The sequence below is a fragment of the Streptomyces sp. NPDC002643 genome, assembly GCF_053592555.1.
Genome location: NZ_JBSFVY010000001.1, coordinates 319,648 through 331,451, shown reverse-complemented (window position 1 = coordinate 331,451; position 11,804 = coordinate 319,648). Strand labels below are relative to the sequence as shown.

9 protein-coding genes are annotated in these 11,804 nt (G+C 72.2%); 4 read left to right on the top strand and 5 right to left on the bottom strand.

The window, feature by feature from the left end:
* The first annotated feature begins 1,469 nt into the window (after positions 1 to 1,469).
* Complete coding sequence (locus ACWD4G_RS01425) at positions 1,470 to 2,672, top strand: amino acid deaminase/aldolase (RefSeq protein ID WP_451290032.1); 1,203 nt, start codon at positions 1,470 to 1,472, stop codon at positions 2,670 to 2,672.
* A 24-nt stretch (positions 2,673 to 2,696) separates the two neighbouring features.
* On the opposite strand, the gene ACWD4G_RS01420 is transcribed toward ACWD4G_RS01425, so the two are convergent.
* The 4 genes from ACWD4G_RS01420 to ACWD4G_RS01405 form a co-directional block, all read right to left on the bottom strand.
* Complete coding sequence (locus ACWD4G_RS01420) at positions 2,697 to 3,629, bottom strand: DUF2510 domain-containing protein (protein WP_451290031.1); 933 nt, start codon at positions 3,627 to 3,629, stop codon at positions 2,697 to 2,699.
* A gap of 72 nt (positions 3,630 to 3,701) precedes the next feature.
* Complete coding sequence (locus ACWD4G_RS01415) at positions 3,702 to 4,472, bottom strand: 3-oxoacyl-ACP reductase (protein ID WP_451290275.1); 771 nt, start codon at positions 4,470 to 4,472, stop codon at positions 3,702 to 3,704.
* Between the two features lie 17 nt (positions 4,473 to 4,489).
* Positions 4,490 to 5,878, bottom strand: coding sequence for an aldehyde dehydrogenase family protein (locus ACWD4G_RS01410; RefSeq protein WP_451290030.1), 1,389 nt, complete (start codon positions 5,876 to 5,878; stop codon positions 4,490 to 4,492).
* 26 nt (positions 5,879 to 5,904) lie between these two features.
* Positions 5,905 to 7,263, bottom strand: coding sequence for a glutamine synthetase family protein (locus tag ACWD4G_RS01405; protein WP_451290029.1), 1,359 nt, complete (start codon positions 7,261 to 7,263; stop codon positions 5,905 to 5,907).
* Between the two features lie 172 nt (positions 7,264 to 7,435).
* Between ACWD4G_RS01405 and ACWD4G_RS01400 the strand changes: the two genes are divergently transcribed.
* The 3 genes from ACWD4G_RS01400 to ACWD4G_RS01390 all read left to right on the top strand — a co-directional run bounded on the left by ACWD4G_RS01400 (position 7,436) and on the right by ACWD4G_RS01390 (position 10,600).
* Positions 7,436 to 8,212, top strand: a complete 777-nt coding sequence (locus ACWD4G_RS01400) for a FadR/GntR family transcriptional regulator (RefSeq protein ID WP_451290028.1) — start codon at positions 7,436 to 7,438, stop codon at positions 8,210 to 8,212.
* A gap of 233 nt (positions 8,213 to 8,445) precedes the next feature.
* Entirely contained in the window at positions 8,446 to 9,891 is a 1,446-nt protein-coding gene (gene eat, locus ACWD4G_RS01395) for an ethanolamine permease (protein WP_451290027.1), read from the top strand.
* A 25-nt stretch (positions 9,892 to 9,916) separates the two neighbouring features.
* A complete protein-coding gene (locus tag ACWD4G_RS01390; RefSeq protein ID WP_451290025.1) occupies positions 9,917 to 10,600 on the top strand; it encodes a gamma-glutamyl-gamma-aminobutyrate hydrolase family protein in 684 nt (227 codons plus the stop codon).
* A gap of 254 nt (positions 10,601 to 10,854) precedes the next feature.
* On the opposite strand, the gene ACWD4G_RS01385 is transcribed toward ACWD4G_RS01390, so the two are convergent.
* Positions 10,855 to 11,781 (bottom strand): LysR family transcriptional regulator, encoded by a 927-nt coding sequence (locus tag ACWD4G_RS01385; RefSeq protein WP_451290024.1) that lies wholly within the window; start codon positions 11,779 to 11,781, stop codon positions 10,855 to 10,857.
* Positions 11,782 to 11,804: the final 23 nt, after the last annotated feature.

Genomic DNA, 11,804 nt, shown 5'->3' with positions numbered 1-11,804 from the left:
GACGCAGCGGACGTCCCGTCCTGAGAGCGCGACTCCGGCGAGCCATCCGGGAAACGCGCCGACGCAGCGGGCGGACCCTCCGGGAAGCGCGCCGAAGGTACGGGAGGTGTGCCCGTGCGGCGTGGCTTGTGCGGGCCATCGGGGAAACGCGCCGACGCAGCGGACGTCCCGTCCTGAGAGCGCGACTCCGGCGAGCCATCCGGGAAACGCGCCGACGCAGCGGGCGGACCCTCCGGGAAGCGCGCCGAGGGTGCGGCGGGGGGTGTGTCCGTGCGGCGTGGCTTGGGTGGGCCGTCCGGGAAGCGGGCCGAGGCCGGTGGGGGCGGTGGTGGGGTGTGGGGGCTCTGGGCCGTGGTGCGGCGGAAGTCGGCGAAGCGGGGGTGTTCGGGGCGCAGTTGAGTGGTGCGGTTGTCGGCGGTGTCGCCACGCGGGGGGCGCTGCTCTGCCGCCGGGCCGGAGCCGGGTGTACGCGAGGGCGTCGGCCCACTGTCCTTGCCGGAGCCGTTCGCGGGCCGGGGCGGCGTGGGCTCGTCCGAGGTGAACGGCAGCCGCTGCCCCTCGGGCGAAGCCCCGTTGTGCCGTACGTCCCGTGACGCGCCCGCGCCTGCGGAGGGCGCTGTGGACGGTCGCGGCGGAACGCTGGGCCGCGCGGGCACTCCCGCCGTCGGCGGTCGCTGGGGACGGCGGGGTACGGCCGACGCCCCACCGTTCACCCCGGCCGAGGGCGCCCGATCCGGGCGGGGCGGCAACGCCGACGGCTCCTCGACCGCTCCGGCCCCGAACAGCCCGGCCCCGGACGACGCCACCGGCCCGGCCGTACCCAAGCCCGACGCACCACCGCCGGACACACCCGAACCTGGCGCACCAGCAGACGAGCCCGACCCCGGCGCACCACCCCGAGACACACCCGCCCCCGGCACATCACCGGAAAGCGGTCGCGGACCCGGCCGTCTCCTCGTGAAGAAACCCGGCTCGATGGCGTCGTCGGTGAGTGGCCCCCGGCCGGACGGGGCCTCGGTGGGTGCCTCTGTCCCCGGGGCCTCGTCGCGCGTCCGCTCCCCCGGCCCCGGCGGCTCGCGGTGGGCGGGGTCGGAGCGGAGCGATGTCGTGTCGGCGTCCTGGGGTGGTGTGGGCCTGTGGGGTGGGCGCGGGGGGAGGGAGGCGCGGCGCGCTTCCGTGCTCATGCACCCCCCAGCTTCCTCGTACCCGGGCCGGCCCGGAGGTCGTCCGGACGGCAGACGACCGCCCGTGGGGAGCGGCCGTACGCAGGTCACGGCCTCGCCTACGGCCGTCACACCACGGGCAAGCCATACCCGTGGCAGCGGATCGGCATCCCCGTGGAGGTCGTCCCTGCGTTCGCGTCACTCTACGGGTTGGCCCCCGTCGAACGGGAACCAGTCGGCCAGCCCGCGGCTTTGGCCCGGAACGTCCCCCTACCCTGCGGTAATCAGTTCTGGCAGGCTTCGTTCATGACTGCGCGCGCCGCCGACCGGGTCCGCTACGACCGGGCCACCGCCCATCTCGACGCCCCTCTCGCGATCGTGGACTTGGACGCCTTCGACGCCAACGCGGACGATCTCGTCCGCCGGGCGGCGGGCAAGCCCATCCGCGTCGCCAGCAAGTCCGTGCGGTGCCGAACGCTGCTGGAGCGGGTTCTCGCGAAGGACGGCTTCGCGGGCGTCATGTCGTTCACCCTCGCCGAGTCGCTGTGGCTGGCGCGTTCCGGGTTCGACGACATCCTGCTCGCCTACCCGTCCGCCGACCGCGAGGCCTTCGCCGAGCTGGCCGGTGACCCCAAGCTCGCCGCCGCCGTGACCGTCATGGTCGACGACCCCTCCCAGCTCCAGTTGATCGACGCCTCCCGGCGCGGCGGCGGTGAAGTGGTACGGGTCTGCCTGGAGTTGGACACCTCGCTGAAGCTGCTCGGCGGCCGGGTGCGGGTCGGGGCCCGGCGTTCGCCGCTGCACTCGCCCGCCCAGGTCGCCGGGATGGCCCGCGCGGTCGCCGAGCGCCCGGGGTTCAAGCTGGTCGGGATCATGGCGTACGAGGGGCATATCGCGGGCGTCGGGGACTCCGTCGCGGGGCGGCCGCTCAAGTCGCGGGCCGTGCGGCTGATGCAGGCCACCGCGAAGAAGGAGCTGGCCGCGCGGCGGGCCGAGGTCGTGCGGGCCGTACGGGCGGTGGCGCCGGACCTGGAGTTCGTCAACGGCGGCGGTACGGGCAGTGTGCAGTACACGGCGGCGGAGGATGTCGTCACCGAGATCGGCGCCGGTTCGGGGCTGTACGTGCCTCGGCTCTTCGACAACTACACCTCGTTCAGCGGTCGTCCGGCCGCGCTGTTCGCCATGCCCGTCGTACGGCGGCCGGGGGTGGGGGTGGTCACCGTCCTGGGCGGCGGGTACCCGGCCTCCGGTGCCGCCGGGCGCGACCGGCTGCCCGTGCCGTATCTCCCGGAGGGGTTGAAGTACGACCCGCAGGAGGGGCCGGGCGAGGTGCAGACCCCGCTGCTGGGAGCGCCCGCCGACGATCTGCTGCTGGGCGACAAGGTGTGGTTCCGGCACGCCAAGGCCGGTGAGCTGTGCGAGCGGTTCGATGTGCTGCATCTGGTGGAGGGCGACGAGGTGACGTCGACCGTGCCGACGTATCGCGGCGAGGGCCACACCTTCCTGTAGCGGCCCGGTAAAGCCCCGCAGGGCTCAGGGGCCGATGCTGCTGCCCACTCCCCCGCCCGTGTCCGCGTCGTCGATCGAACGGATGCCCTGGACGATCTCGTCGATGTCGGTGACGGGCGGGGCGTCGGCGCCCGCGTCGACGGCGAAGCGGACGAGGACCGGGGCCTCGGAGCCGCTGCTCGACGGGAAGACGAGGGACTGGACGTAGCCGCCGGGGCCGGCCTCGGTGGTGACCCGCCAGCGGACGTAGTAGCCGGCGCGGCCCGCGACCGCGACCGAGCCGGAGGCGACGACCTCGTGGCCGGTGACGCCGTTGTACGGGAGCCGGTCCAGCTTGTCGCGGTCGTAGAGGTCGTCGGTGGCGTCCTGGATGTCGCTCTCGGCGAGGGCCTTCGGGGAGGTCTCGGCGGAGCCGGTCACGGTGCGGGAGAAGACCCGGCCGCTGCGGCAGAGCGAGCCGTCGCCGGGGCAGTCGAAGGTGCCGTCGGTGACGAGTACGGCGTCGTCCTGGCCGGACTCCTCGCCGTTGACCCAGCCGTCGAGGATCGGGAACGTGATGCCGTTGAGGTCGTCCACGACGACGGTCGGGTCGGTGGTGGCGGAGGGCGACGGGGAGGCGCTCTCCTTGGCGGCGGAGGCCGAGGACGTGGGCGTGGACGTCGTGGTTCTGGTCTTCTGGCCGCCGTCGCCGTCGCCGTCGCCGTCCTCGCCGTCGCCGCCGAGGAGCAGGACGCCGCCCGTGACCGCCCCGGCGACCAGGACCGCCCCGGCCACGGCGAGGGCGACGACCTTGGTGCGGCCGAGGCCCTTGCGCGGCGGCGGCCCGGGCTGGGCCAGGGGCTGCGGGAGCTGCTCCGGCTGACGCCGGTGGTCGGTCCACGCGGTCCCGTCCCACCAGCGTTCGGTGAGCGGGTAGGACGGGTCGCGGTACCAGCCGGGCGGCGGCGAACTGCTCATCCCGGCACTTTAATCACCCCGTCGGTGACGGCGCTCAGGAGTTCGTCGGAGTTCGTCGGAGTTCGTCGGGTTCTAGAGCGGAGTGACGTACGCGCCCGAAATCCCGCCGTCGACAAGGAAATCGGTGGCGTTGACGAAGGACGAGTCGTCGCTGGCGAGGAAGGCGACGGCCGCCGCGATCTCCTCGGACTCCGCGAACCGGCCCAGCGGGATGTGGACCAGTCGACGGGCCGCGCGCTCCGGGTCCTTGGCGAACAGTTCCTGGAGGAGCGGGGTGTTGACCGGCCCCGGGCAGAGCGCGTTCACCCGGATGCCCTCACGCGCGAACTGCACGCCCAGCTCGCGGGACATGGCCAGCACACCGCCCTTGGAGGCCGTGTACGAGATCTGGGAGGTCGCCGCGCCCATGCGGGCCACGAAGGAGGCGGTGTTGATGATGGAGCCCTTGCCCTGCTGCCGCATGTAGGGGATGGCGGCCTTGCAGCACAGGTAGACGGAGGTGAGGTTGACCTCCTGGACGCGCTTCCATGCCTCCAGGCCGGTCTCCAGGATGGAGTCGTCGTCGGGCGGGGAGATGCCCGCGTTGTTGAAGGCGATGTCGACGCTGCCGTAGGTGTCGAAGGCAGTCTTGAAGAGCGCCTCGACCTGCTCGGCGTCGGTGACGTCGACCTTCACGAAGATCCCGCCGACCTCCTCGGCGACCGCCTTGCCGCGTACCTCGTCCACGTCACCGCAGACGACGTGCGCGCCCTCGGAGGCGAGCCGGCGCGCGGTGGCGAGGCCGATGCCGCTGCCGGCGCCGGTGATGACGGCGGTACGGCCGACGAGGCGGCGGCACACCATGGCTTCGGTGGATTCGGTCACTGTGCGGGGCCCTCCGTGCTGATGAAGACGTTCTTGGTTTCGGTGAAGGCGGTGAGCGCGTCCGGGCCGAGTTCCCGGCCGATCCCCGACTGCTTGAAGCCGCCGAAGGGGGTCCAGTAGCGGACGCTGGAGTGGGAGTTGACGGACAGGTTGCCCGCGCGGACGGCTTGGGAGACGCGCAGGGCGCGGCCGACGTCCCGGGTCCAGATGGAGCCGGAGAGTCCGTACGGGGTGTCGTTGGCGAGCCGGATCGCGTCGGCCTCGTCCTCGAAGGGGATGACGACGGCGACGGGGCCGAAGACCTCCTCGGCGGCCACGCGGGCGCCGGGTTCCACGTCGGTGAGGACGGTCGGCGGGAACCAGAAGCCGGGGCCTTCGGGGGCCTTGCCCCGGATGCCGGGCGCGTCGGCGTCGACGTAGGAGCGGACGCGGTCGAGTTGGACCTTGGAGATCAGGGGGCCCATCTGGGTGGTCTCGTCGGCGGGGTCGCCGACGCGGACGGACTCGATGCCGGGGGCGAGGAGGTCGAGGAAGCGGTCGTGGACGGAGCGCTGGACGAGGATGCGGGTGCGGGCGCAGCAGTCCTGGCCGGAGTTGTCGAGGAACGCCATGGGGGCGGCCGCCGCTGCCGCTTCGAGGTCGGAGTCGGCGAAGACGATGTTGGGGCTCTTTCCGCCGAGTTCGAGGGTGACGCGCTTGAGCAGCGCCGAGCCCTTTGCCAACACCTGTTTGCCCACAGCCGTTGACCCGGTGAAGACGATCTTCGCGACGCCCGGGTGCTCGACGAGGGCGTTGCCCGCGACGCGCCCGTGACCGGGGAGCACCTGGAACAGCCCCTCGGGCAGGCCCGCCTCCAGGGCCAGTTCGGCGAGGCGGAGTGCGGTCAGCGGAGTCGTCTCGGCGGGCTTGAGGAGCACCGCGTTGCCCGCCGCGAGCGCGGGGGCGGCACCCCAGGCCGCGATGGGCATCGGGAAGTTCCAGGGCGCGATCACGCCGACGACGCCGAGGGGTTCGAGGAACGTGACGTCCAGGCCGCCGGCCACCGGGATCTGGCGTCCGGTGAGGCGTTCGACGCCACCCGCCGCGTAGTCGAGGAGATCGCGGACGTTGCCGGCCTCCCAGCGGGCGTTGCCGACGGTGTGCCCGGCCTCGCGGACCTCCAACCGCGCGAGTTCTTCGAGGTGTTCGTCGACCGTGACCGCGAAGCGGCGCAGCAGCCGGGCGCGTTCACCGGGCGCGAGGGCGGCCCACATGGACTGCGCCTTGGCGGCCCGTACGACGGCGGCGTCCACATCGGCCGCGGTGGCGGCCGGGACGGTGGCGACGACCTCCTCGGTGGCGGGGTTCAGAACTTTCAGTACGTCCAGTACATCCAGTCCGTCCATTACGTGCTCGGAAGACAAGCGGGGCCTCACAGACGTTCGAAGGAGCGGCGCAGTTCCCAGTCGGTCACGGCGGCGTCGAAGGCGGCCAGCTCGACGCGGGCCATGTTGAGGTAGTGCGCGACGACCTCGTCACCGAAGGCGGCCTTGGCGATCGGGCTGTTCTCCCACAGCTCGGCGGCCTCGCGCAGGGTGGTGGGCACATGGGCGTACTCGGCGGTGTACGCGTTGCCCTCGCAGACGTCCGGCAGCTCAAGCTTCTGCTCGATGCCGTACAGCCCGGCCGCGACGAGCCCGGCGACGGCGAGGTGCGGGTTGACGTCACCACCGGGGAGCCGGTTCTCGAACCGCATGGAGCGCCCGTGCCCGACGACCCGCAGGGCGCAGGTGCGGTTGTCGTAGCCCCAGGCCACGGCGGTCGGCGCGAACGACCCCGGCTGGAACCGCTTGTAGGAGTTGATGTTGGGCGCGTAGAGCAGCGAGAAGTCGCGGAGGGCGGCGAGCTGCCCGGCGAGGAAGTGCCGCATGACCGGCGACATCCCGTGCCCCTCGGCCATGACGTTGGTGCCGTCGGCGTCGGCGAGCGAGAGATGGATGTGACAGGAGTTGCCTTCACGCTCGTTGAACTTGGCCATGAAGGTCAGGGACACGCCCTCCTGGGCGGCGATCTCCTTGGCGCCGGTCTTGTAGATGGCGTGCTGGTCGCAGGTGACCAGGGCGTCGTCGTAGCGGAAGGCGATCTCGTGCTGCCCGGGGTTGCACTCCCCCTTGGCGGACTCCACGGTCAGCCCGGCGCCCGCCATCTCGTTCCTGATCCGGCGCAGCAGCGGCTCGATACGGCCCGTGCCCAGCACCGAGTAGTCGATGTTGTACTGGTTCGCCGGCGTGAGCCCTCTGTAGCCCGCGTCCCAGGCCTGCTCGTAGGTGTCCTTGAAGACGATGAACTCCAGCTCCGTGCCGACGTTCGCCGTGTAGCCGTGCTCGGCGAGGCGCTCCAGCTGGCGGCGGAGGATCTGGCGGGGGGCGGCGACCACGGGCGAGCCGTCGCTCCAGGCGAGGTCGGCGATCAGCATGGCCGTGCCCTCGTTCCAGGGGACCCGGCGCAGGGTGCTCAGATCGGGGTGCATGGCGAAGTCGCCGTACCCCCGGTCCCAGGAGGACATCTCATAGCCGTCGACGGTGTTCATCTCGGTGTCGACGGCGAGCAGGTAGTTGCAGCCCTCGGTGCCGTGGGCGAGCACCTCGTCGAGGAAGAAACGCGCGGCGAACCGCTTGCCCTGGAGCCGCCCTTGCATATCGGGGAAGGCCAGGACGACAGTGTCGATCTCACCGCCCGCGACGAGGGCGTGCAGTTCCTCGACGGCGAGCGGGGGTGTGCGGTCTGCCACGGGGAGGCCTCCTTGGGCTTTTTCGACCGCTGCACGTCTGGACACTCGTGCCGCGGTCGACGCATCGTCGGCGTCGGCGCTCGTACGGCGTCGTACCGCGCGCTTCTTCGGCCGGACCGGGAGCCATAAGGTATTGCAGAGGACCATTTCTTGGGAAGGGGGGCGCGACGAGATGGCGCTGGGTCCTGACGGGGGCGCGGAGGACCGGCTGAGCCCGGTGCTGCGCCCGGTGCGCGCGGGCAACGGTTTCGAGGAGGCCCTGGAGCAGATCCTGCAGGTCGTACGGCTCGGGCTGGTGCCCGCGGGCGGTCGGCTGCCGGCCGAGCGGGAGCTGGCGGACCGGCTGGGGATCAGCCGGGTGACGCTGCGCGAGGTGCTGAAGGTGCTCCAGGACGAGGGCCTGCTGGAGTCCCGGCGCGGCCGGTACGGCGGCACCTTCGTGCTGCCCCGGGCCGACGCGGGCGGCGAGGACGAGCTGCGGCGCCGGATCGAGAAGGTCGACGTCGAGGACGTCCTGCGGTTCCGTGAGGTGCTGGAGGTGGGCGCGGCCGGGCTGTGCGCCACCCACGGCCTCGACGAGGAGCAGGAGGCGCGGCTGCAGGAGGCGCTGGCCCGTACGCACGACGCGCCCCTCACCGACTACCGCCGGGCGGACACGATGTTCCACCTCACCCTCGCGGAGCTGTCCGGGTCGCCCTCCCTGGCGGCCCAGTACGCGGCGGTCCGCGCGACCGTCAACGATCTGCTCGACTGCATCCCTCTTCTGGTGCGGAACCTGCAGCACTCCCAGCAGCAGCACAGCGCGATCGTCGACGCCGTGCTGGAGCAGGACGCGGACGGGGCGCGGGAGATGATGCGCGAGCACTGCGCGGGGACGTCGGCGCTCCTGCGGGGTTTCCTGGGCGGCTTCGAAGCGCCCCCGGAGGGCCACGGATTCATGAACGCCTGAGGACGGGGGACTCGCGGACGCCGACGAACGGGGACTCGCGGACGCCGAGGAACGGGGACTCACAGACACCCGGAGACGGATGGACTCACAGACACCCGGAGACGGATGGATTCACAGGCACCCGGGGACAGGGATTTACGGGCGGTTAACGCAGGAGTCTTGCCTTAGCGCCCATGGGGCCGCAATGGTATGCATCCATTCCATTGCTTGTCCGCCCCGTGGGGAGTCGCGTCATGTCCCTGGAGTCCACACCCACCCGCCCCGCCGAGGATGCGGACGACTATCTGAAGCGCCGAGCGCTGCGCCGCGGCAGCGCAGGCTGGGTGCTGCTGACCGGCCTCGGTGTCGCCTACGTCGTCTCCGGTGACTTCTCCGGCTGGAACTTCGGCCTGGCGGAGGGCGGCTTCGGCGGTCTGGCGATCGCCACGGTGCTCATGGGCACCATGTACGCCTGTATGGTCTTCGCCCTCGCCGAACTCTCCGCGATCCTGCCCACGGCGGGCGGCGGCTACGGCTTCGCCCGCCGGGCGCTCGGCCCCTGGGGCGGCTTCCTGACCGGCACGGCGATCCTCATCGAGTACGTCCTCGCCCCCGCCGCCATCGTGATCTTCATCGGCGACTACATCGAATCGCTGGGCCTGTTCGGCCTGGAGTCGAGCTGGCCGGTCTATCTGGTCTGCTTCGCGATCTTCATCGGCATCCACCTCTGGGGCGTCGGCGAGGCCCTGCTCGTGAGCTTCGTCGTCACCGGTTTCGCGGTTCTCGCCCTCGTCGTGTTCGCCCTGGGCGCGCTGCCCGACTTCAGCGTCTCGGCCCTCGACGACATCCCGGTCGACTCCTCCGCCTTCGGCGCGGGCTCCTGGCTGCCCATGGGTCTGCTCGGCATCTGGGCGGCGTTCCCGTTCGGCATGTGGTTCTTCCTCGGTGTCGAGGGCGTGCCGCTGGCCGCCGAGGAGACCAAGGACCCGGCCCGTACGCTGCCGAAGGCCATCCGCTGGTCCATGGGTGTCCTCGTGGTGCTGGCCGTGATCACCTTCCTCGCCGCCGCCGGGGCACGCGGCTCGGCCGCCATCCAGGAGGCGGGCAACCCGCTGGTCGAGGCACTCCAGCCGGACGGAAAGGCCACCGCGCTCAGCCGTTTCGTGAACTACGCCGGCCTCGCCGGACTGGTCGCGTCGTTCTTCTCCCTGATCTACGCGGGCTCCCGCCAGCTGTTCGCCCTCTCCCGGGCCGGGTACCTCCCCCGCGTCCTCTCCCTCACCAGCGGCCGCAAGGCCCCCTACCTCGGTCTGCTGGTCCCGGGCACCATCGGCTTCGCGCTCGCCGCGGCCACCGGCGACGGCGCCCGCCTGCTGAACATCGCCGTCTTCGGCGCCACCATCAGCTACGCCCTGATGTCCCTGTCCCACATCGTGCTGCGCCGCCGCGAACCGCAGCTGGAGCGGCCGTACCGTACGCCGGGCGGTGTGCTGACCTCCTCGGTGGCGCTGGTCCTCGCCTGCTCGGCGCTGGTGGCGACGTTCCTCGTCGATGTCACCGCCGCGTTCATCGCACTCGGCGTGTACGCGGTGGCCGTGGCGTACTTCGGCCTGTACAGCCGCAAGCGCCTGGTGGCGAAGGCCCCGGAGGAGGAGTTCGCGGCGCTGGCGGCGGCCGAGGCAGAGTTGACTCGGGACTGACGGAATCAGAGAAGGGAGCAACGTGGTGGCCAGGCCACTGATCGGTGTCAGTACGTATCTGGAGTCCGGCGCGCGCTGGGGGGTGTGGGAGCTGGAGGCCGCGCTGCTGCCGGTCGGGTACCCCCGGCTGGTGCAGGCGTCGGGCGGCCTCGCCGCGATGCTGCCGCCGGACGACCCGTCGTACGCCGCCGAGACCGTCGCCCGACTGGACGGTCTGGTGATCGCGGGCGGCCCCGATGTCGACCCGTCCCGCTACGGCGCCGAGCGCTCCCCACGCACGGGACCGCCGGCGCCGGCGCGGGACGCCTGGGAGCTGGCCCTGATCAAGGCGGCCCTCGACTCCGACACCCCCCTGCTGGGCATATGCCGGGGCATGCAGCTCCTGAACGTGGCCCTGGGCGGCACGCTCGTCCAGCACCTCGACGGCCACGTCACCGAGGTCGGCGTCTTCGGCCACCACCCGGTCAAGCCGGTGCCGGGAACCCGGTACGCGGAGATCGCCCCCGAGGAGACGGCCGTACCGACGTACCACCACCAGGCGGTCGACCGCCTCGGCAAGGGCCTGATCGCCTCGGCCCACGCCTCGGACGACGGCACGGTCGAGGCCATCGAACTCCCCGGCCCCGCTTGGGTGCTGGGCGTCCAGTGGCACCCGGAGATGGACGAGGACCTACGCGTTATGCGGGCTCTCACCAAGGAGTGCGGCTAGCTGAAGACGGCGACCGATGAAGGCGGGGCGCAGCCCCCGCCTTCAGGGGCGCGGGGCTGTTTCGATATGCGGCTCCGCCGCGTGGGCGCGAACAACCACAACGAACCCGCACCCGCCCGACAACCCACCCTCCCGAGCTCTCACGCGGGCGGGGTTCCAGGGGCGCAGCCCCTGGGGGACGATGGGGGGTCCCCCCCCGCTCGAACGAAGCCGAGAGTGGGGGAGGGTAGGGGCGGCGGGGGCGAAACCCCCCGTCACCCCCCGACGGCCGCCCCCCGAGTGAGCCCCAGCAAATCCCGCGCAGGCCCAGCAGGCCGATGCCCCGTCGGCCAAACCGCCCGCAACGCCCGCCGCAACCGCACCCCCTCCACCGGCACCCGGATCAACCGCCGCGAGGAAAGCTCTTCACCAAGGGCCAGCTCGGACAAGACAGCCGGCCCCGCCCCACTCAACGCGGACGACTTCACCGCCGTCGTCGACGACAACTCGATCAACGGCCGCGCCAGACCCCCCAGCGCCGTCTCCAGAACCTGCCGCGTCCCGGAACCCTTCTCCCGAAGGATCAACGGCGTCGAGGCCAGCTCCCTCGCGCCCAGCGGCTTGCGGCGACGCGCCCAGGGATGCCCCGGCGCCGTCACCACGATCAGATGGTCATGGGCGATGACGGCCGCGTCGAGCCCGGCCGGCACCGTCGGCCCCTCGACGAAGCCCAGATCCGCCTCGTCCGCCAACAACCGCTCCGCCACGACCGTCGAGTTCCCGGCGAGAAGGGAGACGGCCGTGTCGGGCCGCTCGGCCCGTAGCGCGATGAGCCACCCCGGCAGCAGATACTCGGCGATGGTCATGCTCGCCGCGACCCTGAGCCGTGAGTCCCGCCGGTCCCGCAGCGCCTGCGCCCCCGCGTCGAACGCCTCCGCCGCCTCCACGATCCGCCGCGCCCAGTCCGTGACGAGCGCGCCCGCGTCCGTGAGCCGGGAGCCGCGCGGCGAACGGTCCACCAGGGCCACGCCCAGTTGCCGCTCCATCGAACGAATCCGGCTGCTGGCGGCCGGCTGAGTGATCCCCAGCTCCCGCGCGGCCCGCCCGAGCGAACCCAGCCGCGCGACGGCCAGCAGCAGTTCGAGCGCCCCCAGATCCGGCACCCGATGGGTCAGCCCACCCCGCCCCTCGCTCTCACTCATAACCCCAGCTTATGCCCCCGGAC

What these genes read in the sequence shown, in the direction of transcription:
- ACWD4G_RS01425 (WP_451290032.1), top strand. Translation starts at nt 1,470, where the DNA reads ATGACTGCGCGCGCCGCCGACCGGGTCCGCTACGACCGGGCCACCGCC.
- ACWD4G_RS01410 (WP_451290030.1), bottom strand. Translation starts at nt 5,878, where the DNA reads ATGGACGGACTGGATGTACTGGACGTACTGAAAGTTCTGAACCCCGCC.
- ACWD4G_RS01415 (WP_451290275.1), bottom strand. Translation starts at nt 4,472, where the DNA reads ATGGTGTGCCGCCGCCTCGTCGGCCGTACCGCCGTCATCACCGGCGCC.
- eat (WP_451290027.1), top strand. Translation starts at nt 8,446, where the DNA reads ATGTCCCTGGAGTCCACACCCACCCGCCCCGCCGAGGATGCGGACGAC.
- ACWD4G_RS01420 (WP_451290031.1), bottom strand. Translation starts at nt 3,629, where the DNA reads ATGAGCAGTTCGCCGCCGCCCGGCTGGTACCGCGACCCGTCCTACCCG.
- ACWD4G_RS01400 (WP_451290028.1), top strand. Translation starts at nt 7,436, where the DNA reads ATGGCGCTGGGTCCTGACGGGGGCGCGGAGGACCGGCTGAGCCCGGTG.
- ACWD4G_RS01385 (WP_451290024.1), bottom strand. Translation starts at nt 11,781, where the DNA reads ATGAGTGAGAGCGAGGGGCGGGGTGGGCTGACCCATCGGGTGCCGGAT.